The organism is Pseudomonas jinjuensis, assembly GCF_900103845.1.
In the GTDB taxonomy this organism is placed as follows: domain Bacteria; phylum Pseudomonadota; class Gammaproteobacteria; order Pseudomonadales; family Pseudomonadaceae; genus Pseudomonas; species Pseudomonas jinjuensis.
In genome coordinates, this window is sequence record NZ_FNIJ01000004.1 from 25,402 (window position 1) to 47,486 (window position 22,085).

Annotated in this window: 20 protein-coding genes and 1 pseudogene; 9 read left to right on the plus strand and 12 right to left on the minus strand. The window is 65.6% G+C overall.

What is annotated here, in order from left to right; translation table 11 throughout:
• Nucleotides 1-81 precede the first annotated feature (81 nt).
• From BLR75_RS06520 to BLR75_RS06560, 9 genes are all read right to left on the minus strand, one after another.
• Nucleotides 82-1,338, minus strand: a complete 1,257-nt coding sequence (locus tag BLR75_RS06520) for an OprD family porin (protein ID WP_084314298.1) — start codon at nucleotides 1,336-1,338, stop codon at nucleotides 82-84.
• Between the two features lie 170 nt (nucleotides 1,339-1,508).
• Entirely contained in the window at nucleotides 1,509-2,309 is an 801-nt protein-coding gene (gene hpaI, locus BLR75_RS06525; protein ID WP_084314299.1) for a 4-hydroxy-2-oxoheptanedioate aldolase, read from the minus strand.
• Nucleotides 2,310-2,388: 79 nt separating this feature from the next.
• Nucleotides 2,389-3,192 (minus strand): 2-oxo-hept-4-ene-1,7-dioate hydratase, encoded by an 804-nt coding sequence (hpaH, locus tag BLR75_RS06530; protein ID WP_084314300.1) that lies wholly within the window; start codon nucleotides 3,190-3,192, stop codon nucleotides 2,389-2,391.
• Nucleotides 3,193-3,204: 12 nt separating this feature from the next.
• A complete protein-coding gene (locus BLR75_RS06535) occupies nucleotides 3,205-4,509 on the minus strand; it encodes an MFS transporter (RefSeq protein WP_084314301.1) in 1,305 nt (434 codons plus the stop codon).
• A 51-nt stretch (nucleotides 4,510-4,560) separates the two neighbouring features.
• Complete coding sequence (locus BLR75_RS06540) at nucleotides 4,561-4,953, minus strand: 5-carboxymethyl-2-hydroxymuconate Delta-isomerase (RefSeq protein WP_084314302.1); 393 nt, start codon at nucleotides 4,951-4,953, stop codon at nucleotides 4,561-4,563.
• 10 nt (nucleotides 4,954-4,963) lie between these two features.
• Complete coding sequence (gene hpaD, locus BLR75_RS06545; RefSeq protein WP_084314303.1) at nucleotides 4,964-5,887, minus strand: 3,4-dihydroxyphenylacetate 2,3-dioxygenase; 924 nt, start codon at nucleotides 5,885-5,887, stop codon at nucleotides 4,964-4,966.
• Between the two features lie 117 nt (nucleotides 5,888-6,004).
• Complete coding sequence (gene hpaE / locus BLR75_RS06550) at nucleotides 6,005-7,465, minus strand: 5-carboxymethyl-2-hydroxymuconate semialdehyde dehydrogenase (RefSeq protein WP_084314304.1); 1,461 nt, start codon at nucleotides 7,463-7,465, stop codon at nucleotides 6,005-6,007.
• Between the two features lie 20 nt (nucleotides 7,466-7,485).
• Nucleotides 7,486-8,256 carry a fumarylacetoacetate hydrolase family protein gene (locus tag BLR75_RS06555; RefSeq protein ID WP_084314305.1) on the minus strand — a complete coding sequence of 257 codons (771 nt, stop codon included), beginning with the start codon at nucleotides 8,254-8,256 and terminating at the stop codon, nucleotides 7,486-7,488.
• A 10-nt stretch (nucleotides 8,257-8,266) separates the two neighbouring features.
• Nucleotides 8,267-8,926, minus strand: coding sequence for a fumarylacetoacetate hydrolase family protein (locus tag BLR75_RS06560; RefSeq protein WP_084314306.1), 660 nt, complete (start codon nucleotides 8,924-8,926; stop codon nucleotides 8,267-8,269).
• Between the two features lie 310 nt (nucleotides 8,927-9,236).
• Here BLR75_RS06560 and hpaR point away from each other — a divergent pair, with 310 nt between their 5' ends.
• The 3 genes from hpaR to BLR75_RS06575 all read left to right on the plus strand — a co-directional run bounded on the left by hpaR (nucleotide 9,237) and on the right by BLR75_RS06575 (nucleotide 11,896).
• Entirely contained in the window at nucleotides 9,237-9,659 is a 423-nt protein-coding gene (hpaR, locus tag BLR75_RS06565; RefSeq protein WP_084314368.1) for a homoprotocatechuate degradation operon regulator HpaR, read from the plus strand.
• 48 nt (nucleotides 9,660-9,707) lie between these two features.
• On the plus strand, nucleotides 9,708-10,625 hold the full coding sequence (gene hpaA / locus BLR75_RS06570; protein WP_084314307.1) for a 4-hydroxyphenylacetate catabolism regulatory protein HpaA: 918 nt from the start codon (nucleotides 9,708-9,710) through the stop codon (nucleotides 10,623-10,625).
• A gap of 65 nt (nucleotides 10,626-10,690) precedes the next feature.
• Nucleotides 10,691-11,896: a Bcr/CflA family multidrug efflux MFS transporter gene (locus BLR75_RS06575; RefSeq protein WP_084314308.1), complete on the plus strand. Its 1,206-nt coding sequence runs from the start codon at nucleotides 10,691-10,693 to the stop codon at nucleotides 11,894-11,896.
• On the opposite strand, the gene BLR75_RS06580 is transcribed toward BLR75_RS06575, so the two are convergent.
• Nucleotides 11,850-13,094, minus strand: coding sequence for an MFS transporter (locus BLR75_RS06580; RefSeq protein WP_084314309.1), 1,245 nt, complete (start codon nucleotides 13,092-13,094; stop codon nucleotides 11,850-11,852). The two genes, BLR75_RS06575 and BLR75_RS06580, sit on opposite strands and share 47 nt — an antisense overlap.
• Nucleotides 13,095-13,402: 308 nt before the next feature.
• Between BLR75_RS06580 and BLR75_RS06585 the strand changes: the two genes are divergently transcribed.
• A complete protein-coding gene (locus tag BLR75_RS06585) occupies nucleotides 13,403-14,575 on the plus strand; it encodes a p-hydroxyphenylacetate 3-hydroxylase oxygenase component (protein ID WP_084314310.1) in 1,173 nt (390 codons plus the stop codon).
• Between the two features lie 88 nt (nucleotides 14,576-14,663).
• Nucleotides 14,664-15,599, plus strand: coding sequence for a p-hydroxyphenylacetate 3-hydroxylase reductase component (locus BLR75_RS06590; RefSeq protein ID WP_084314311.1), 936 nt, complete (start codon nucleotides 14,664-14,666; stop codon nucleotides 15,597-15,599).
• Between the two features lie 230 nt (nucleotides 15,600-15,829).
• Here the strand turns inward: BLR75_RS06590 and BLR75_RS06595 are convergent, their stop codons facing one another.
• Nucleotides 15,830-17,329 (minus strand): aldehyde dehydrogenase family protein, encoded by a 1,500-nt coding sequence (locus BLR75_RS06595; RefSeq protein ID WP_245726109.1) that lies wholly within the window; start codon nucleotides 17,327-17,329, stop codon nucleotides 15,830-15,832.
• 413 nt (nucleotides 17,330-17,742) lie between these two features.
• Here BLR75_RS06595 and BLR75_RS06600 point away from each other — a divergent pair, with 413 nt between their 5' ends.
• From BLR75_RS06600 to feaR, 3 genes are all read left to right on the plus strand, one after another.
• Complete coding sequence (locus BLR75_RS06600; RefSeq protein ID WP_084314313.1) at nucleotides 17,743-19,242, plus strand: APC family permease; 1,500 nt, start codon at nucleotides 17,743-17,745, stop codon at nucleotides 19,240-19,242.
• On the plus strand, nucleotides 19,223-19,801 hold the full coding sequence (locus tag BLR75_RS06605) for a DUF3156 family protein (protein ID WP_084314314.1): 579 nt from the start codon (nucleotides 19,223-19,225) through the stop codon (nucleotides 19,799-19,801). The genes BLR75_RS06600 and BLR75_RS06605 overlap by 20 nt, the downstream gene beginning before the upstream one ends.
• 129 nt (nucleotides 19,802-19,930) lie before the next feature.
• Nucleotides 19,931-20,881, plus strand: coding sequence for a transcriptional regulator FeaR (feaR, locus tag BLR75_RS06610; RefSeq protein ID WP_084314315.1), 951 nt, complete (start codon nucleotides 19,931-19,933; stop codon nucleotides 20,879-20,881).
• A gap of 222 nt (nucleotides 20,882-21,103) precedes the next feature.
• On the opposite strand, the pseudogene BLR75_RS26955 reads toward feaR, so the two are convergent.
• Nucleotides 21,104-21,258, minus strand: a pseudogene (locus tag BLR75_RS26955) (IS5/IS1182 family transposase); the annotation flags it as partial.
• Nucleotides 21,259-21,518: 260 nt separating this feature from the next.
• Here BLR75_RS26955 and BLR75_RS06615 point away from each other — a divergent pair.
• Nucleotides 21,519-22,001 carry a RidA family protein gene (locus BLR75_RS06615; protein ID WP_084314369.1) on the plus strand — a complete coding sequence of 161 codons (483 nt, stop codon included), beginning with the start codon at nucleotides 21,519-21,521 and terminating at the stop codon, nucleotides 21,999-22,001.
• Nucleotides 22,002-22,085: the final 84 nt, after the last annotated feature.

Here is a 22,085-nt window from a genome sequence, read left to right on the forward strand (position 1 = left end):
CGCCAATGTCGCGTTTCGCGCAGGAGCGAGCTTGCCCGCGAATCCCGGGCAGGAGCCTGGTGGAAAACCGCTCTGGTGTCGTTACCAGAGCTTGAGCGTGTAATTGACGATGAAGCGGTTCTCGTCGATGTCGCCGCTGTAGCGGCTGCGATAGGCGGCATTGCGCCACTTGAACGAGACATCCTTGAACGGGCCGCTCTGGACCACATAGGCCAGGTCGGTATCGCGCTCCCATTCGCTGTCGTCGGCCTTGCCGGCGCCGCGATCTATATCGTCCCCGTTGGTGTAGCGGGTCATCAGGCTGAGCCCCGGCACGCCGAGTGCGGCGAAGTCGTAGTCGTAGCGCAGTTGCCAGGACTTCTCCTGCGGCCGGGTGAAGGTCTGGATGGTCATCAGGTTGTGCACGTAGGGCGTGGTGTAGCCGTTCAGTGTCGGGAAGGCGTCGCTGCCGATCATCTTCTGGTAGGCCGCGCTGAACGCATGCGCCCCGGCCTTGAGGGTCAGCATGCCGTTGAAGTTGCGGTTGTCCACCGGACCGGAAATGGCGGCGCCGTCCTTGCTGCTGTCGAAGTAGCGCAGGTCGCTGCGCAGCGACAGGCCTTCGCCCAGCGGCAGCGTGTGCACCAGCCCCAGGTACTGCTGCTGGTAGATGCCCTGCAGCTGGGCATAGTAGTAGCTGGCGGTGAAGTCGGGGGTGAAGGCGTAGCTCGCGCCGCCGAGGTTGAACTCGTCGCTGGCGAATGCCTTGCTGCGCCCCATGATGTACATGTCGTCGCTGCCGGCCGATTCGCGGGTGCGCGACTTCCACAGCTGGCCGGCGGTCAGCGTCAACCGGTCGATTTCATTCGAGGTCAGCATCGCGCCGTCGAAGGTCTGCGGCAGCAGGCGTGTGTCGTCGCGGAACACCACCGGCAACTGCGGCGTGAGAATGCCCAGGTTCAGCAACGTCTTCGAATAACGCGCCTTGGCGGTCACCCCGGCATGGCTGTAGTCGTCGACAGGCTCGCGGGAGGTCGGGCCGAAGGGCAGGGTGCCGTCGTTGCTGCGCCCGCGTCCCGAATCCAGCTTCACGCCCAGCAGACCCATGGCATCCAGGCCGAAGCCGAGCGGACCATCGGTGAAGCCCGATTGCACGCGCAGGACGAATCCCTGGGACCAGTTGCCGGCCTGGGACTGTGGAGCGGTCGTCTGACGGAAGTCGCGTAGCTGGTAGAAGTTGCGCAGGTCGAGGTTAGCGCTGCTGTCGTCGATGAAATCCGCCTGGGCGGCGAAGGGGAGAAGCGTGGCGCCGAGTGCCGAATAGCAAAGGACGCGGGAGGGGAAGTGTGCCTGGATCATTGTTCGTCCCTGGGTTCTTGTTGTTGTCAATCAGATAACGAGGGGAAGTGGCGAGGTCGCCATTGCCATGAGCTGCCGGGACGATCGTTCGCGAGCAAGCTCGCTCCTACAGGGCAGTCGCGCTTCTCGTAGGAGCGAGCTTGCTCGCGAATCCCCGGCACGCGTCCGGCTTATCCGTAAACGCCGCCGCTTGCCGCCGCAGCCGTCGGCGCATCCTTGAAGCGCCCGGCCAGCGCCTGCAGACCGCGCATCAGCACCGTGGTATCGACCCCCACCGCGACGAACGCCGCGCCCAGCTCGATATAGCGGCGGGCCAGCTTCTCGTCGGCCATGAGGATGCCGGCGGCCTTGCCGGCGGCGCGGATGCGGGTGATGGCGTCCTCGATGGCGGCTTGCACTTCGGGGTGACCGGGATTGCCGCGGTGGCCCATGGCGGCGCTGAGGTCGGCGGGGCCGATGAAGACGCCGTCGACACCTTCGACGGCGACGATGGAGTCGAGGTTGGCCAGGCCTTCGAGGTTCTCGATCTGCACCAGCAGGCACATTTGCTCGTCAGCCTTGTCCAAGTAGCCGGGGATGCTGTTCCAGCGCGAGGCGCGGGCCAGGGCGCTGCCGACGCCGCGGACGCCGAAGGGCGGGTAGCGCATGGCGCGGACCAGTTCGGCGGCCTGTTCGGCGCTTTCCACCATGGGCACCAGCAGGGTCTGGGCGCCGATGTCGAGCAGTTGCTTGATCAGCGCGGTATCGCCAAGCACCGGGCGGATGATCGGGTGGCTGGGGTAGGGCGCCACCGCCTGCAGCTGGCCGAGCAGGCTGCGCAGGTCGTTGGGCGCGTGTTCGCCGTCGATCAGCAGCCAGTCGAAGCCGGCGTTGGCGGCCAGCTCGGCGCAGTAGGGATCGGCCAGGCCGAGCCAGAGGCCGATCTGCGCTTCGCCGGACTGCAGGCGAGCCTTGAAATGATTGATGAACATGGGGGTCTCCCAGGGCTTCAGGCGACAGGCTGCAGGCGAAGAGCGCTCTTGCCTGTCGCCTGCAGCATCGCCTGCCGCCTCAAATGAACCGGCAGGCGATGCTGCCGAGCTGGTCGTAGTCGACGTGGAATGTGTCGCCGGGCGCCGCGGCGACCGGGCGGGTGAAGGAGCCGCCGAGGATGATCTGCCCGGCTTCCAGGGTGACGTCGTAGGGCGCCAGCTTGTTCGCCAGCCAGGCCACGCCTTTCGCCGGGTGGTTGAGCACCGCGGCGGAGACGCCGGACTCCTCGATCACGCCGTTGCGGTAGAGGATCGCCGGTACGCGACGGAGGTCGAGCTCGGTCGGGCGCACGGCGCGGCCGCCCATGACGATGCCGGCGTTGGCGGCGTTGTCGGAGATGGTGTCGAAGACCTTGCGAGTGACCCTGGTGTCCGGGTCGACCTGCTGGATGCGCGCGTCGATGATCTCCAGCGCCGGGATCACCCATTCGGTGGCGTCGAGCACATCGAAGACGGTGCAGTTCGGTCCGCGCAGCGGCTTGCCGAGGATGAACGCCAGCTCCACTTCCACGCGCGGCACGATGAAGCGCTGGAAGGGGATGTCGCTGCCTTCCTCGAAGACCATGTCGTCCAGCAGTGCGCCATAGTCCGGCTCGGTGATGTTGGAGGACACCTGCATGGCGCGCGAGGTCAGGCCGATCTTGTGGCCGATCAGCCTGCGCCCGTCGGCGATCTTCTGCGCCACCCAGGCGCGCTGGATGGCGTAGGCGTCCTCGATGGTGATCTCCGGGTAGTCCAGGGAGAACTGGCGCACCTGGGTGCGCTCGCGCTCGGCGGCGTCGAGGCGGGCGGCGGCTTGCTGGATGAGGTTCTGGTCGAGCATGACGGCTTTCTCTTAACGGGGGTTGACCACTGCGGCCGGGGCTTTCAGGACCAGCAGGCCGCCGAGGGTGATGAGCGCGGCCAGCAGGTAGAGGGCGAGGCTGGCGCTCTGGGTGGTGTCGCGCATCCAGCCGATCAGGTAGGGCGCGAGGAACGAGGCGATGCTGCCGAACGAACTGATCAGCGCGATGCCGGCGGCCTGGGTGCGGTCGGCGAGGAAGGCCGGCGGCAGTTGCCAGAACATCGGCAGCGCAGCACTGGCGCCCATGCCGGCGACGATCAGCCCGGCCATCACCAGCAGCGCGTTCTGCGGCATCAGGGCTACGGCGACCAGGCCGATGGCCGACATCAGCAGCGGCACGCAGAGGTGCCAGCGGCGTTCGCGGCGGCGGTCGGAAGAGCGGCCGAGGGCGACCATGAAGATGCAGCCGGCCAGGTAGGGGATGGCGCTGAGCATGCCGATGCGGCTGTCCTGGGCGATGCCGGAGGTGTGGATCAGGCTGGGCATCCAGAAGGCGATGGTGTTCACCGCGAGCATCACCGCGAAGTAGATCGCCACCATCAGCCAGACATGGCCGTCGCGGAGAATGCCGGAGAACGAGGTGATCGACTTGCGTTGTTCCTCGCTGCTCATCTGGCTGCGCAGCCCGGCTTTCTGCTCGTCGCTGAGCCAGCCGACCTGCTCGAAGCTCTCCGGCAGCTTGCACCAGACCAGGATGCCGAGCAGGGCCACCGGCAGACCCTCGATGAGGAACATCCACTGCCAGCCGCGCAGGCCGAGGAAGTCGTGGAAGCCGTCGAGAATCCAGCCCGACAGTGGCCCGCCGATCACGCCGGCCATGGGCACGGCAATGGCGAACAGCGCGGTCACCTGGCCGCGGCGATGAGCCGGGAACCAGCGGTTGATGTAGACCAGGATGCCGGGGAAGAAACCGGCCTCGGCCACGCCGAGAAGCAGGCGCAGGGTATAGAAGCCTTCGGCGCTGGTGACCTGCAGCATGGCGGTGGAAAGCAGGCCCCAGGTCACCATCAGGATGGCGATCCAGCGGCGCGGGCCGACGCGCTCCAGCATCAGGTTGCTGGGCACCCCGAAGATGGCATAGGCAACGAAGAACAGGCCGGCGCCGAGGCCATAGACGGTTTCGCTGAAGTGCAGGTCGCCGCTCATCTGCAGCTTGGCGAAGCCGATGTTGATGCGGTCGAGGTGAGCGAAGATGTAGCAGACCAGCAATAGCGGCATCAGCCGCCAGGTGATCCTCCTGTGGATGTTGTCGTTGACGGACAGATTGATGGTGTTCACGGGGATGGCTGGACTCATGGTCTTATGCTTCTTGTGTGTGAGTGCAGTGAGGGCGGATGGGCTCTGTGCTCAGCTCGCCTGGTCCTTGAGGAACGCGTGGACGTTGTTCTGCTTGAAGTTGAGCTCGGCGTGCAGCTCGGTCATCTCGAACGACAGCGCCAGCAGACGCCTGGCCTGGAGTTCGGCGAAGTGCGCGGTGATCACCTCGAACAGTTCCTCGGCGACCTTGCGGCGGGTTTCCAGGTCACGGCCGGCGCCCACCTTGAGCGTCATATGGACGAACGCGTAGTCGTGCTTGCCGTCGGCCATGCGCCAGGTGTCGAGGCGCATGGCACGGCTGCGAATGCCGCCCAGGGGGAAGACCCCGCTGCTGCCGAGATAGGCATGGACCTTTTCGAAGAGGCCCGGGAGATCGGCCTCTTCGGCGATGTTGTGCGTGTATTCGGCGATGAAGTGCGGCATGAGCGACTCCTCAGAGGCGGCTTGCGGAAGGATTCGCCCCGGGATTCGACGCCTGGGCGGCTGGAATCGCCGAGCCGTCCTGCGGAGTGACCGGGAAGATGGCGTTGATCTGGCCGGTGCCGGAGGAACCGAAGTAAGGCGTCACCACTTCCGCCTTCGCGTCGTAGTTCGACCAGCCGAGCGCGCCGAGAAGCATCGCGGTGTCATGCATGAATCCCTCGCCGTGGCCCTTGGCGGCGTATTCCGGGAGCATCCCGCAGAACTCCTGCCAGCGGCCCTGCTGCCACATCTCCACCACCTGGTGATCGAGGACTTCGAGGAATGGGCTCCAGATGCGGTCGGCGAATTCCGGTGCCTGGCCGTTCTGGGCGAAACGGTGGGACAGCGAGCCGCTGGCGAGGAAGGCGACGGTGCCGTCGTAGTGCTCTTCCACGGCCTTGCGCATGGCCCAGCCGAGCCGCGCGCTGTCGTTGAGGTAATGCACGGTGCACAGCGCCGAGACCGAGATCACCTTGAAGTGCCGGTCTTCGTTCATGTAGCGCATGGGGACCAGGGTGCCGTATTCGGGGCTGAGGGTGGTGGCGTCGTGGGCGAGCACATCCACGCCCATGTCATTGCAGCCCTTGGCGAGAATGCGGCCGAGTTCCGGGTTACCGGGGAACTCGTACTCCATGTTGGCGATGAAGTGCGGCAACTCGTTGCTGGTGTAGAGGCCCTGGAAGTGCGGAGCGCAGTTGATGTGGTAACCGGCGTTGACCAGCCAGTGGGTGTCGAACACCACGATGGTGTCCACCCCCAGCTCCCGGCAGCGGCGGCCGATCTCGCGGTGGCCGTCGATCGCAGACTGGCGGCAACCCTGGCGCGTGCCGGGCAGTTCGGAGAGGTACATCGAAGGGACGTGGGTGATCTTTGCTGCAAGAGCGACTTTGCCCATGGTGATTCTCCTGGCGTCGGGCGCCACCATCCGGGGTGACGCCCTGTTCATTGTGTTTATGAATGCACGCGGGTAATGGCGGCGACCTTTGCTGATCGCTCTATCATGCGCCGTGCTTCATACGCCCCAGCGCGGAATGTGGTGGCTGCCCATGGAGATGCAGACGTTCTTCACCTCGGCGAACACCTCGAAGCTGTATTCGCCGCCTTCGCGGCCGGTGCCGGAACCCTTCACGCCGCCGAACGGCTGGCGCAGGTCGCGGACGTTCTGGCTGTTGATGAAGACCATGCCGGCCTCGATGCCACGAGCCAGGCGGTGGGCCTTGCCGATGTCCTGGGTCCAGATGTAGGAGGCCAGGCCGTATTCGGTGTCGTTGGCCAGGCGCAGCGCTTCGGCCTCGTCCTTGAACTTCATCAGGCACACCACCGGGCCGAAGATTTCTTCCTGGGCGATGCGCATGCGGTTGTCCACGTCGGCGAACACGGTGGGCTGGATGAACTGGCCGCGGGCGAGGTGCGCCGGCAGGTTGGCCGGACGCTCCAGGCCGCCGGCGAGGAGGGTGGCGCCTTCCTCGATGCCGATGCGGATGTAGCCGGTGACCTTGTCGTAGTGGGCCTGGGTGATCATCGAGCCGACCTGGGTCTTCGGGTCCTGCGGGTCGCCGACGATCAGGCGCCTGGCGCGGGCGGCGAACTCGGCGACGAACTGGTCGTACACGCTCTCCTGGATGAAGATCCGGCTGCCGGCGGTGCAGCGTTCACCGTTCAGCGAGAAGATGGTGAACAGCGCGGCATCCAGGGCGCGGTCGAGGTCGGCGTCATCGAAGATCAGCACAGGCGACTTGCCGCCCAGTTCCATGGAGTACTTCTTCAGGCCGGCGGTCTGCATGATCCTGCGGCCGGTGGCGGTGCCGCCGGTGAAGGAGATCGCGCGCACGTCCGGGTGGCGGACCAGGGCGTCGCCAGCGGTGGCGCCGTAGCCTTGCACCACGTTCAGCACGCCGGCCGGGATGCCGGCTTCCAGCGCCAGGCGGCCCAGTTCGTTGGCGGTCAAGGGCGACAGCTCGGACATCTTCAGCACCGCGGTGTTGCCCAGCGCCAGGCACGGCGCGGTCTTCCAGGTGGCGGTCATGAACGGCACGTTCCACGGCGACACCAGGCCACACACGCCCACCGGCTGGTACAGGGTGTAGTTGAGCATCTGGTCGTCGACCGGGTAGCTGTGGCCGTCCATGCGTGTGCAGACTTCGGCGAAGAATTCGAAGTTGTGCGAAGCGCGCGGGATCAGCACGTTGCGCGTCTGGTGGATCGGCAGGCCGGTGTCCAGGGTTTCCAGCTCGGCCAGGTTCGGTACGTTCTGGTCGATCAGTTCACCGAGCTTGCGCATCAGCCTGGCGCGTTCCCTGGCCGGGGTGGCGGCCCATTTCGGGAAGGCTTCCTTCGCCGCGGCGACGGCCATGGCGATCTCTTCCGCGCCGCCGCTGGCGACTTCGGCGATCACTTCGGTGGTGGCCGGGTTGATGGTTTCGAAGACTTCCTTGCTTTCGACCTCGCGGCCGTTGATCCAGTGCTTGATCATGCTGCTGTTGCCTCTATTCATTACTGGCCGGCGCGGTTCGCGAAGAACTCGGCCTCACTGACGATTCGGTTGACCAGACGGCCGACGCCTTCCACTTCCACCACCACTTCATCGCCCGGCACCACGTCGGCCAGGCCTTCCGGCGTGCCGGTGGCGATCATGTCGCCCGGCTGCAGGATCATGAAGCTGGAGAAATATTCGATCAGGTAGGGGATGTCGAAGATCATGTCCGCGGTGGTGCCTTCCTGCCTGAGCTCGCCGTTCACCCAGGTGCGCAGGGTGAGCCTGGACGGGTCCGGCACGTCGGCGGTGTCGACGATCCACGGGCCGACCGGAGTGGTGGCGTCGCGGTTCTTCACCCGCAGGTTGGGCCGGTAGTAGTTCTCCAGGAAGTCGCGGATCGCGTAGTCGTTGCACACCGTGTAGCCGGCCAGGTAGTCCAGCGCGTCCTCGCGCCTGACGTTGCGCGCCGGCTTGCCGATCACCGCCACCAGTTCGCACTCGTAGTGCATGTAGGCGACGTCGTCCGGGCGCCAGGTGACCTGGTTGTGACCGGTGTAGGTGCCCCGGGACTTGATGAACGCCAGCGGCTCGGTGGGCGCCTTGAAGGACAGTTCGGCGGCGTGGTCGGCGTAGTTCAGGCCGAGGGCGAACATGCTGCCGCTGGCCGGCGGCAGCCATTCCACCTGGGACTCGGCGAGCAGGCGGCCATCGGGCAGGCGGACGGCGTTGCCGTCTTCCACGGTGACGGCGAAGGTTTCGCCCTGGTAGCGGATGCGTGCGTGTTTCATGGCTGGCTCCTTACTCCGCTACCACGTTGCTGACGAGACGGCCAAGGCCGTCGATCTCGACTTCCACGCGGTCGCCGGGCTGCACGTCGACACGGCCTTCCGGGGTCCCGGTGATCAGTACGTCGCCTTCGTGCAGGGTCATGAATTCGCTGATCTCGGCGATTAGCCGGGGAATGCTGCGCACCAGGTTGGCGGTGCTGTTCTGCTGGCGCAGCTCGCCGTTGACGAACAGCTTCAGGGTGAGGGCGTGCGGATCGGCGATCGCGTCGGCGCCGACCACTTCCGGGCCGATGGGGCAGAAGCCGTCGCGGCACTTGGCCTTCACCGCCGGGCGGTAGTAGCTGTCTTCCGGCAGGCTGAACTCGTTGACGATGACGTAGCCGGCCACGTGCTGCATGGCGTCGTCGACGCTGACGCGGCTGGCAGTTTTGCCGATCACCACGCCGAGGGCCGGGCCGGGCTGCAGGCGTTGCACGTCGCACGGGAAGACCACCGGCTCGCCGTTGGCGTTGCGGGTGTTTGGCGTCTTGATGAACAACACGGGCTTGACCGGCGGCTTCTGGTACGGCGGCTGGTTGAATTCGCCGAGACGGCTTTCCAGCAAGCCCTGGTAGTTCAGCGCGACGCCGAACAGGGTGCCTGGAGCGACTTCGCTGACTGCGCGGCGCATGGTGCTCTCCTGATCTGGGGGATTCGTTGTTCTGCCGGGGCGGTGTTTCGGCAGGCAATTAGTTAACATGGAAACGTTTATAGTTAACATGTTAATCAAGGTCAAGCGGCAATCTTCATGCTGCGACCTGCGAACGGGATTTGAACGGGAAAAATGGCACTAAGGGATTGTTCGACGCTGCCAGCGGCTTGACCGGGAATGACGGCGCGCGGGCCGGCACGGCGAAAGGGTGGGGGGATTTGCCCGCCGGGCCGGGTTGATGGTTAAAATCCTAATATTCCCGGGGCCTTTGGATGCGAGCGCCGCCTACATGAAAACCACCCGTACTTCCCTTGCCCTGACCCTGCTGCAGGCCCGCGAGGCCGTGATGGGCTTCTTCCGTCCGCTGCTCAACCAGCACGACCTCACCGAGCAGCAGTGGCGGGTGATCCGCATCCTCCGCCAGCAGGGCGAGATGGAAAGCCACCAGTTGGCCAGCCAGGCCTGCATCCTCAAGCCGAGCATGACCGGCGTGCTGTCGCGCCTGGAGCGCGACGGCATCGTGCGGCGCTGGAAGTCCGAGCAGGACCAGCGCCGCGTGCACGTCTGCCTGACGGAGAAGGGCCAGCAGTGCTTCATCGCCATGAGCGAAGGCATGGAAGATAACTACCGGAAGATCCAGGAGCAGTTCGGCCAGGAGAAGCTCGACCGACTGCTGGAGCTGCTCAACGACCTGAAGCAGGTCAAGCCCTGAGCCGTCGGCGCGCGGGGCACTGATTCACTCGTCCGGAGAGCGAACCCGATGGCCACCCGCGCGCCCATTCCCAACATCGACATCGGCCAGGTCTACGACCTGCGCTATGCCGATTCCGAGGTGCACTACGAGGAGCTCGGCAAGCTCGCCGACTTCTTCGGCCGCAACATGCCGGTGCACCGGCACGACCGCTTCTTCCAGGTGCACTACGTGAAGAGCGGCTCGGTGCGCGTCTATCTCGACGAGCAGCTCTACCACCGCCAGGGACCGCTGTTCTTCCTCACCCCGCCGACCATCCCGCACGCCTTCGTCACCGAGTCCGACGCCGACGGCCACGTGCTCACGGTGCGCCAGCAACTGCTCTGGCCATTGCTCGAACCGGAACAGGGGCTCGCCGGCGGGCCGCGTATCGCCGCGGTCTGCGTGGCCTTCGACGAACTGGACGAGGCCTACCGCGAGGAGATCGAGCGCCTCGACCGCCTGTTCGGGATGCTGCGCGACGAATTCCGCTCGGCGCGGCCGGGGCGCGAGATGAGCCTGGCGTCGCTGACCCGGCTGATCTTCATCAGCCTGCTGCGGCTCTCCGCGCGCTCGCTCAAGGCACAGCCGACACGGCACGACGACCTGCAGTTCTTCCACCGCTTCAACGCGCTGATCGAGGAGCACTACGCCGAGCACTGGCCGCTGGCGGACTACGCCGGGCAGATCGGCGTGACCGAAGCGCGGCTCAACGATATCTGCCGCCGCGTGGCCGGGCTGCCGTCCAAGCGCCTGGTGCACGAGCGGGTGATGCAGGAGGCCAAGCGTCTTTTGCTGTTCACCGGCAACTCGGTGAACGAGATCTGCTACCACCTCGGCTTCAAGGACCCGGCCTACTTCAGCCGCTTCTTCACCCGCAATGCCGGGATGGCGCCCGGGGAATATCGCCAGCGCAAGGCGGACGACAAGGAAGAGGCCTGGCGCTGACCGGCTTTCCCATATTTCGTTAACTTGTTAACGTTGCGCTCCGCCTGATTCTACCGGAGCCTTTCATGTCCATTCCTGCCAGGCCGCAACGCCTCATTCCGCTGCTCGCCGCCCTGGTGGCCTTCGCGCCGCTGTCCATCGATACCTACCTGCCCAGCCTGCCGCTGATCGCCCGCGACCTTGGCGCGGGGGAGAGCGACGTGCAGATGACCATCAGCGTGTTCCTCGCCGGCCTGTGCCTGGGCATGCTGGGCTACGGCCCGCTGTCGGATCGTTTCGGCCGCCGTCGGTTGCTGCTTGGCGGGATCGTGCTGTACCTGCTGGCTTCCGTTGGCTGCAGCGTGGCCGACAGTTCCACCAGCCTGATCCTCTGGCGATTTGTCCAGGCACTGGGCGGGGCTGCCGCCGCCGTGCTGGCGCGGGCCATCGTCCGCGACCTGTTCCCCCTCGCCGAGGCGGCGCGGGTGCTGTCGCTGATGCATCTGGTGACCATGTTCGCCACGCTGGTGGCACCGCTGCTGGGCAGTCTGCTGGCGGACATCGCCGGGTGGCGGGCGATCTTCGCCGCACTGCTGGGGTTCGCCCTGGTCTGCCTGCTGGCGGTGACGCAGCACATCCCGGAAACGCACCCGGCGGACAGTCGCGGCCGCAGCGTGACGGATGCCTTCCGCGCCTACTGGACCATCGCCACCGACCCGCGCGCCATCGGTTACCTGCTGTGCATGGGCCTGTCGTTCGGCGGCATGTTCGCCTTCATCACCGCGTCGCCCTTCGTCTACATCGAGTTCTTCGGCGTATCGCCGCGAACCTACGCCTGGCTGTTCAGCATGAACATCGGCGGAATCATCGTGGTGACCTGGCTGAATGCGCGACTGGTCGGCCGGCTCGGGCCGCAGCGCATGCTTGGTATCGGTTCGCTGGTGGCGCTGCTCGCCGGGCTCGGACTGCTGCTCTGCGGCAGCAGCGGAGTCGGCGGCCTGCCGGCGATCGCCGGCTGCCTGCTGGCCTATGTCAGCGTGACCGGGCTGCTCGGCGCCAATTGCGTGGCCAGCCTGCTGGCGCTGTTCCCGCGTCAGGCGGGCACTGCGGCGGGCCTGGCGGTGGCGGGGCAGTTCGCCATGGGGGCTGGGCTCAGCGCGCTGGTCGGCGCCCTGGCGAACGGCACGCCGCTGCCGATGTGCGCGGTGGTGGGCAGCGCCGGGGTCGGCTGCTTCCTGGCCTTCCTCATGCTGCGGGCTGGGAACGCTCGCCAGCTTGCGGAGCCTGCCTGAGGCGTAGCGACAGCCAGGCGCAATAGCCCAGCAGCAGGGCGCCGGCCAGCGCCATCGCCCAGGGCCCGCCGAAGCTCGCCGCGATCAGCCCGGCGAGCAGGCCGCCGATGGCGTCGAAGCCGAAGCGCGTCGAGGTGTAGAGCGACACCACCCGCCCGCGCAGTTCCTCCGGCGCCTGGCCCTGCAGGATGATGTTGGTGCCGACGTTGCAGATCGTCACGCCGAACCCGAGCACGGCCATCGCCAGCAACGACAGCGGCAGGTTGCGGCTGGCAGCGAAGGCGAGCAGGGCGGCGGCGCTGGCGACGGCGGCCAGCAGGATGCTGCGGGGCAGGGCGCCGACGTTCTGCCGCGCGGCGAGGAACACCGAGGACAGCAGCGAGCCGAGCCCGGCGGCGCCCCACAGCCAGCCGAGGGTCCGCGCGTCGCCGGCGAAGATGTCGCGGGCGAAGACCGGCAGCAGCACCGCGTAGCTGGATGCCGTCAGGTTCACCATCAGTACGCTGAGCATCATCACCCGCACGTTGGGCGTCTGCAGCGCGTAGTCCAACCCCTCGCGGAACACCCGTCCCATGCTGCCCCGGGCGCGGCTCGCCGGAGGCAGGCGTACCAGCAGCAGGCCGATGACCAGCGCCAGGTAGGACGCGGCATTCAGCGCGAAGCAGGTCGCCTCGCTGACCATCGCCAGCAGCAGCCCGGCCAGCGGCGGGCCGATGAAGCGCGAGCAGGTGAACAGCGTGGCGTTCAGCGCCAGCGCGTTGGGCAGGTCGTCGCGGTCGTCGACGAAGCGGCTCAGCAGCGACTGGCGCAGCGGCGTGTCCACCGCATTCAGCACCCCCAGCAGCGCCGACATGGCGACGATCAGCGTCGGGCCGATCATCCCGCTGGCGGTCAGCCCGGCCAATGTCAGCGCCTGCACCGCCAGCAGGCTCTGGGTGCCGACCAGCAGGCGCTTCTTGTCGTGACGATCGATCCAGGCGCCGGCGAGCGGGCCGACCAGCAGCTGCGGCAGGAGTGCGGCGAAGGTGGTCACGCCGAGCAGGGCGGCCGAGTCGGTGAGCCGGTAGACCAGCCAGGCGAGCGCCACCTGCTGGATCCAGGTGCCGAGGGTGGAAACGGCGTGCCCCAGGAAATACAGGCGGAAGTTGCGGTGACGGAGCGCGCGCAGCGAAGCGGGCCAGGTCCTGGACGTGGGCATGGGATTCCTTGGGGCGGAGCAGGTCGGCGAACGGTTCATATATTAATCAGTTTCCCGGAGGAACCGATAGCATGCTTCGTATTCCGCCGGATTGAGCCTCTCCAGTTAAAAGTTAACAAGGAAATGAATTTCTGCGAAAAGTGCAATCGAGCCTGTGGAAGTTGCATTCAGGGAGGCCGCGGCAGCGTCCCATAATCGCCCTGCCACTCTCGCCACTTCACTCGAGAGCCCAGCCGGACAGGCCCGGATCGCAACGACGACCCGCTCGCCGCTCAGGCAATCAGTCAAAAACAATCAGGGCAGATAACATGAAAAAGCCAAACCCGCTCCTCGAAGACCTGAAAGCCATCCTGCCGACCATCGCCGCCAATGCCGCCCGGGCGGAGAAGGACCGCATGGCGCCCGCCGAGAACATCGCCCTGCTCAAGGGCATCGGCATGCACCGCGCCTTCCAGCCGAAAGCCTACGGCGGCCTGGAAATCTCCCTGCCCGAGTTCGCCGATTGCGTCGTCGCCCTGGCTGGCGCCTGCGCAGGCACCGCCTGGGCCTTCAGCCTGCTGTGCACCCACAGTCACCAGATGGCGCTGTTCTCCAGACAGCTGCAGGACGACGTGTGGGGCACCAATCCCGACGCCACCGCCAGCAGCAGCATCGCGCCCTTCGGACGTGTCGAGGAGACCGAGGGCGGCGTGATCTTCAACGGCGAGATGGGCTGGAGCAGTGGCTGCGACCACGCCGAGTGGGCCATCGTCGGCTTCCGCCGCCAGGCTGGCGAGGGCGAACCGCCGGTGTATTCCTTCGCCGTGGTGCCGCGTTCCGACTACGAGATCCGCGACGACTGGTTCGTCTCGGGCATCCGCGCCAGCGGCACCAAGACCCTGATCCTCAAGGACGTGTTCATCCCGAACCACCGCATCGAAGCGGCCAAGGACATGATGGAGGGCCGCTCCGCCGGCTTCGGTCTGTATCCCGACAGCAAGATCTTCTACGCGCCGTACCGTCCGTATTTCGCCAGTGGCTTCGCGGCGGTCAGCCTGGGCATCGCCGAGCGCATGCTCACCGTGTTCGCCGAGAAGACGAAGAACCGCGTGCGCGCCTACACCGGCGTCAATGTCGGCACCGCCACCCCGGCGCTGATGCGCCTGGCCGAGTCCACCCACCAGGTGGCGGCGGCCCGCGCCTTCCTCGAGAAGACCTGGGAAGACCATGCCGAGCACGGACGGCAGAAGCGCTATCCGGATCGCCAGACCCTGGCCTTCTGGCGCACCAACCAGGCCTACGCGGTGAAGATGTGCATCCAGGCTGTCGACCGCCTGTTCGAGGCCGCGGGCGGCAGCGCCTGGTTCGAGAGCAACGAGTTGCAGCGCCTGTTCCGCGATTCGCACATGACCGGCGCCCACGCCTACACCGACTACGACGTCTGCACGCAGATCCTCGGACGTGAGCTGATGGGGCTGGAACCGGACCCCAGCATGGTCTGAGAACCTGCCGCTACGGGAGGCCGCCGTTGCCTCCCTTGTCCCCAACAAGAGAGTCGCGCGCTCCCGCGGCGACTCCGGGAACCTGACAATGACCACTCAAGCGTGCTTCGACCCACGCGACTTCCGTCGCGCGCTGGGCAACTTCGCCACCGGCGTCACCATCGTCACTGCCGCCAGCGCTTCCGGCGCCAAGGCCGGCGTGACGGCCAACAGTTTCAACTCCGTATCGCTGGACCCGCCGCTGATTCTCTGGAGCATCGACAAGCGCTCCAGCAGCTACGAGGTATTCCGCGAGGCCAGCCATTTCGCGGTGAACATCCTTGCCGCCGACCAGATCGACCTGTCCAATCACTTCGCCCGGCCTCGGGAAGACAAGTTCGCCGGCATCGATCACGAGATCGGCGAGGGCGGTGCGCCGCTGTTCGCCGACTGCGCGGCGCGCTTCCAGTGCGAGAAGTGGGAGATGGTGGATGGCGGCGACCACTGGATCATGCTCGGCAAGGTGGTTGCGTTCGACGATTTCGGCCGCTCGCCGCTGGTCTACCACCAGGGCGCCTACTCCATGGTCCTGCCCCATGCGCGGATGATCCGCAAGGAAGAAGGACAGAAGGCCTCCAGCGCCTTCCAGGGCCGCCTGCGCGACAACCTCTACTACCTGATGACCCAGTCGGTGCGCAGCTACCAGACGTCCTACCAGCCGCGCCAGCTTTCCGCCGGTCTACGCACCAGCGAGGCGCGCATGCTGATGGTGCTGGAGAACGATTCCGGCCTGGACATGTGTGGCTTGCAGCGGGAAGTGGCGATGCCGCGCCACGAAATCGAGCAGGCGGTGGAGATCCTCCGCCGCAAGGACATGGTCACTGCCCAGGGTGACGGCTACGCCTTGACCGCGCTGGGCGAGGAACAGACCGAGGCGCTCTGGGGCATCGCCCAGGAGCAGCAGGACAAGGTTTTCGCGGACTTCAGCGCGGAACAGATCGAAACCTTCCGCACTGTCCTCAGGGCGGTCATAGCCGCCAACTGATCGGAGAACGGCGCCTTTGGGCGCCGTTTCCTTTCGCTACGGATCATTTTCTCTTTCCCGAAATTTGCCGATTTCCCGTTTCAGAACCCTGCGCCGCACGGAATCGATCGGATTGATGCCTGCAGGAGCCAACTCGCTGGCTCCCGCAAGGTGGATTCATGGTTCCCACGCTCCCGCGTGGGAACAGCGCAGGAGCGGGCCATACCCGCGACCGGGCGCGGGAACGGGGCTCAGTAGGTAATGCACACCGACTTGGTTTCGGTGAAACCCTCGATGGCCGCCCGGCCGAATTCGCGGCCGATGCCGGATTGCTTGCAGCCGCCGAAGGGCAGGTTGGGGTCCACCGGGACGTGGTTGTTGACCCACAGGGTGCCGGCCTCGATGCGCGGGATCAGGTCCATCACGCGGCCGAGGTCGTTGCTCCAGATGCTCGCGGTCAGGCCGTATTCGCTGTCGTTCAGCATCGCGACTGCATTGTCGATGTCGTCGAAGGGCAGTACCGACAGCACCGGGCCGAAGATTTCCTCGCGGGCGGAGGTCATCGACTGGTTGACGTTAGCGAGCACGGTGGGCTGGACGAAGTAGCCCGGCAGGTCCGGGCGGCCGCCGCCGGTGCAGATCTGCGCGCCCTCGCTGCGGGCGATGTCCAGGTAGCGCAGCACGCTTTCCTGCTGCTTGCGCGAAACCACCGGGTTGATCTGGGCGTTCGGGTCCATGCCGGAGCCGATGCGCATTTCGGCGACCTGGGCGGCCAGCGCTTCGACGAATCGATCGTAGCGGCTGGAATGCACGTAGAAGCGCGAGGCCGCGGCGCACACCTGGCCCTGGTTGAGCAGGCCGCCACCGATGGCTCCGGCCACGGCTTTCTCGATATCGGCATCGGCGAGCACCAGCATGGGGTTCTTGCCGCCCAGTTCGAGGGTGAAGCGGGTCATGTTCTGCAGCGCGGCGGCGCCGACCTGCTTGCCCACCGCGGTGGAGCCGGTGAAGGACACCTTGTTCACCAGCGGATGGGAAACCAGCGCGTTGCCGGCCACCGAGCCCTTGCCCAGCAGCACGTTGAACACGCCCGCCGGCACCCCGGCTTCGATCGCCAGCTCGGCCAGGCGCAGGGCGGTCAGCGGGGTTTCGTCGGCCGGCTTGATGATGATGGTGCAGCCGCAGGCCAGCGCCGGCATGACCTTCCACAGCGCGATCATCATCGGGAAGTTCCACGGCACGATGCCGGCGATGACTCCGGCCGGTTCGCGACGGGTATAGGCGTTGAAGCGCGCGTTGGCGGGCATGGGGATCGATACGTCGAGGGTCTGGCCTTCGATCTTGGTGGTCCAGCCGGCCATGTAGCGCATGTAGTTGACCGAGGCGCCGACTTCCACCGCGCGGGAAAGATGGATCGACTTGCCCTGGTTGAGGGTTTCCAGCTGCGCCAGTTCCTCGCCGTGCTGCTCCACCAGGTCGGCGAAGAGCAGCAGGATGCGTTCGCGCTCGGCCGGGGCCAGGCGGGCCCAGCCGGCGGACCTGAAGGCGCGGTGGGCGGACTGCACTATGGCCTCTACCTGCGCGAGGTCGGCCTGCAGGATGCGGGTCAGTACGCTGTCGTCGGCGGGGTTGCGGATCTCGCGGCTGGCGGCGATCTCCAGCGGGCGCTGCCGGCCGTCGATGAAGGACGCGTGGGTACGGGCGAGGAAGGCCTCGACGCTGGCGAGGGGTTGGATCAGGGAAGAGGTCACGGGTGTGCTCCTGGGCGGTGAAACGGGTTCGCTGGCCGGATTGGCCTGGGGCCCAAGCTTATGAATGTCCCGCGGTTGCGGCTTGACTGTGCCTGACCAGAGCCCATGACCCAGGGTGCCGAGGATTTGTTGATAGCCCATGTAGGGTGGATCAGGCTCCATCGATTCACCATGACCGCGCAGGCGGCCCCGCAATGGTGGATGGAAAGAGCCCCATCCACCCTGCATTTCCCCGCCCCCGCGTCGCGGGAAATGGAAACGATGCCGATGTCAGCCAGCAACAAGCCCCCCGGCAGCCACGGGCAAGAACCTCGCAGCCGGCGAGAGCAGAGTGGCGATCAGCGTTCGCCAGATCGCGCTTGCATGCCTAAGCCACAAGAAACGAAAACACCTGCTTAGAGGGGCCACCCAGGATGTCGATCAACAACAAGCTCACCGAGCACCTGAACCGCGGCACGGTCGGTTTTCCCACCGCGCTCGCCAGCACCATCGGCCTGATCATGGCCAGCCCGGTCATCCTCACCGCGACCATGGGCTTCGGCATCGGCGGCAGCGCGTTCGCCCTCGCCATGCTGATCGCCGCGGTGATGATGCTGGCGCAGTCGACGACCTTTGCCGAAGCCGCGTCGATCCTGCCTACTACCGGTTCGGTATACGACTACATCTCCTGTGGCATGGGCCGTTTCTTCGCCATCACCGGGACCATCTCGGCCTACCTGATCGTCCACGTCTTCGCCGGCACCGCCGAGACCATCCTCTCCGGCGTGATGGCGCTGGTGAACTTCGAGCATCTCAATACCCTCGCCGAATCGGCCGGCGGTTCCTGGCTGCTGGGCGTCGGCTTCGTGGTGGTGTTCGGCATCCTCAACGTGTTCGGCGTGAATGCCTTCGGCAAGGCCGAAGTGGTGCTGACCTTCGGCATGTGGACCACCCTGATGGCGTTCGGCGTGCTCGGCCTACTGGCTGCGCCGGCGGTGCAACTGGACGGCCTGTTCGGCGCATCCATGGTCGGCACCGACCTGACCACCATCCTCTCGCTGATCGGCATGGCGATGTTCATGTTCGTCGGCTGCGAGTTCGTCACCCCGCTGGCGCCCGACCTACGCCGCGCCTCGAAGGTGCTGCCGCGCGCGATGGCACTGGGACTGGCCGGTGTGGCGGGCTGCATGTTCATCTACGGCGCCGCGATGAAGCGCCAGGTGGAGAACGTCGTGCTGGATGCGGCCACCGGCGTGCACCTGCTGGATACGCCGATGGCCATCCCGCAATTCGCCGAGCAGGTGATGGGCGACATCGGCCCGGTCTGGCTGGGCATCGGCTTCCTCTTCGCCGGCGCCGCCACCATCAACACCCTGATGGCCGGCGTGCCGCGCATCATGTACGGCATGGCCGTGGATGGCGCCTTGCCGAAGGTCTTCACCTACCTGCATCCGCGCTTCAAGACGCCGGTGCTGTGCATCGCCGTCGCCGTGCTGATTCCCTGCCTGCACGCGCTGTACCTGGGCGGCAATACCGACCACATCATGAATCTCGTTCTGGCCGCGGTATGCGCCTGGAGCACCGCGTACCTGCTGGTCACCCTGTCGGTGGTGATCCTGCGCATCCGCCGTCCGGACCTGCCGAGGGCCTATCGTTCGCCCTGGTTCCCGCTGCCGCAGATCGTCTCCAGCGCCGGCATCCTGCTGGGCATGTGGTACATCACCCCGCCGGGGATGAACCCGGGCGACATCTACGTTCCGTTCGCCTGGATGCTCGGCGCCACCGCCGCCTACGCGCTGTTCTGGACGCTGGTGGTGCAGAAGGTCAACCCGTTCCGCCCGGTGCCGGTGGAGGACGTGCTGGAGAAGGAGTTCCGCAACGAGCCGGGCATCCATTCCAGCGAGTTCTTCGGCCATGTTTCGAAAGCTGTCTGAAACCTTCCGCAACGCGCCCTCCGGCTACCGGCCGGGGGCGACGCTGGCGCAGGTGCGGCGCAATCTCGCCGGAATGCGCTTCGACGAGCTGGAGCCGGCGCGCGGCCGCTTCAGCACCGTCGACGGCGAACTGGCGTTCGAAGTGCGCGAGCTGCCGCAGTCGCAGTTCCTCATGCATCTGGTGCTGAGCGAGTTCGTCCTGCAGGTGCCCGCTGCGCGGCAGGGCGAACTGCGCTTCGAGTGCGCCCACTCGGGAGCCCTGCGCCGGCGGGGCATCGTCTGCTGGCAGCGCGCCGGTGATCCGCTCGCGGGCGCCCGCATCATCGAACGGCTGATCGATTCCACCGAGTTGCGCGAGGTGCTGCTGCCGCTCGATTTCCGCCGCCTGACCCTGGAGCGCGGGAAGGGCGGCTGGACGGTGCGCCTGGAGCACATGGGCGCCAGCGAAGTGGTCAACCGCATGCCCAGCTTCCGCCGCTACATCCGTCTGGACCGGGATCAGCGCTTCTACCTGCTCGCCACCCTGGCCCGCCTGCAACGCCTGCTCGGCGACGTCTGAAGTCCATTCCTTCAAGAATTCATGAAACCAGATCCGCTTGACCGGAAGGCTCTGTCAGACGGTTGCGTGCGAATAGGTAACATGTTAACAATTGCGCAACAAAAAATAACATCACCCGCGGAGACTCCCATGCGTGCGCAATACGTCGCTCAGGAAGGGTTGGAAAGCTGGAACAGCGCCCTGCGCTCGATCTGCGGCCAGTTCGAAACGCAACTGGCGTTCAGCCGCTCCCTGTTCATTGGAGAGATTTCCGCCCAGTCCCACTCCGGCCTGACCATGGCGCACCTGCGCACCAACGCCGGCATGATCTCCCGCGCCAGGCTCAAGGCCGACCGCGACGACGACCGCAACTGCTTCCTCATCAGCCAGCGCAGCGGCTACTCCCAGGTGAGCCAGAACGGCTTGACGTTCGACCTGGCACCCGGCGACCTGCTGCTGATGGATTCCATCGGCACCTGCGAAATCACCCCGCTGGGCCTGATCGATCATGCATCCCTGCACCTGCCGCGCGCGGCCGTCGAGAAGGCCCTGGGTTCCCGCCAGCGGCTGTTCGGCAAGATTTCTTCCATCTGCGCCAGCGGCCGCATGCTGCACCTGCTGGTCGACCAGCTGTGCCGCGAGCCGGAAGGCGGCGACGAGAGCGCGGCACTGGAAAGCGCTTTCATCTCGCTGCTCGGCCCGGCGCTGGCAGCGGATGACGCGCGGGTTCCCAGCAGCGAGCCGGCCCAGGGTTCGAGCCTGCGCAGCAGCGTGAACAAGCTGATCGACGAATCCCTGACCCAGCCCAATCTCACCCCGGTCAGCCTCGCCAGCCGCCTGAACATCTCGGTGCGCCACCTGTACCGCCTGTTCGAGGAGCAGGGCGACAGCGTCTGCCGCTACATCCAGCGCGCCCGCCTGCAACGCAGCGCGGATGACCTGGCCAATCCGTTCCTGAAGGGCGAATCGATCACCTCGATTGCGTACAAATGGGGCTTCACCGACTCTGCGCACTTCAGCCGCGCCTTCAAGAAGCAATTCGCCCAGTCGCCCAAGGACTACCGGGCCAGTGCGCTGCAGGCGATGGCTGGCGCGGCCTGAAGCGGGGCCGGGGCAATACCGCTCCAGCCGCTCTTTCGGTTCATTCGTCACCGCCTGCGCATTCCGGCGCGGCCAGCGCCTTGGTGATCGGCAACCGCATCAGGCGTGTTCCGCTACTGCTGCCGGTTGCGCCAGATTGCCGTGCAGAGTTCCGATCGGGCGTTGCGGGCGGCTCGGCAACCTGCGGTGGCACAGGAGCATTCGAGGCGCTTGATCTTGCGCATGCTGCTCCAGCAGGCGGCGGAAGTTCATGATCGTCGTATCTTCGGGGATGCTGCCTTGGGTCAACGTCAACCTGGCGAACCGGCGCAATTATGAAAATTATATAGCGCCTCATCCATTACGGGATCACTGGGCACGAAAAAATTCTGAAAAATAGGTGAGTTCTTATTTCGCATTCCCCGGCTGAAGCTCAAGTGTCATAGGAGTGGATATTTCCGATACTCGGAAACTTCATTTTCCCCTTTGACTATGAATTTGCTTCATATCCCAGATATTTGCTTCGTACTAGACCGGTTTTTTGTCCAGTAGCCATCGTAGTCGACCGCTATCCCGAAATAGTCATGAGTCTGGAGGCGCGGTAAACCTCGGCGAACAAGCGGTTTGCCGCGTTCAACAGCAGGATTGAGAAATGCGGATGAATAATTACGCTTCCCTCATCGTTGCGGTGGCACTGGTCGGCCTTGTCACGGCAACGCATGCCGCCTCGGAAATCACGGCCCATGCCGCTCAAGAAGAGAAGCAATCGTCAGTGGAGCGAAAGAATTATGAGGCGCCAACGCCGCCGGGCAGGTTGTTTTCACAAGCCGTCAAGCACGGCAACGTGCTCTACGTGTCCGGAATCACAGCAATCGGTACCGAAGCTCAGGGGAAAAGAATCTCCGAGCAGGCGCGAGCGATTTTTTCCAAACTCAGGGCCATAGCCAAAGCAGAAGGGGTGGACCTGTCGTCACTCATCAAGGTGACGATATTTGTAACCGACATGAGCCAGGCTGCGGAACTCAGACAAGAGCTGTCCAGCCAATATTCCGGACAGCCGCCCGCCAGTTCACTCATCGAAGTAAAAAGCCTGTTTTCTCCTGAAGCCAATATCGAAATAGAGGCGATTATCGGGTTGTGATGAACGGGAAAGTCGTGCCGCGCCTATCTTTCCGTTCAAGCCTTGAAACAGTGCAAAGAAAATAAATTGGAACTTTTGCGCTTG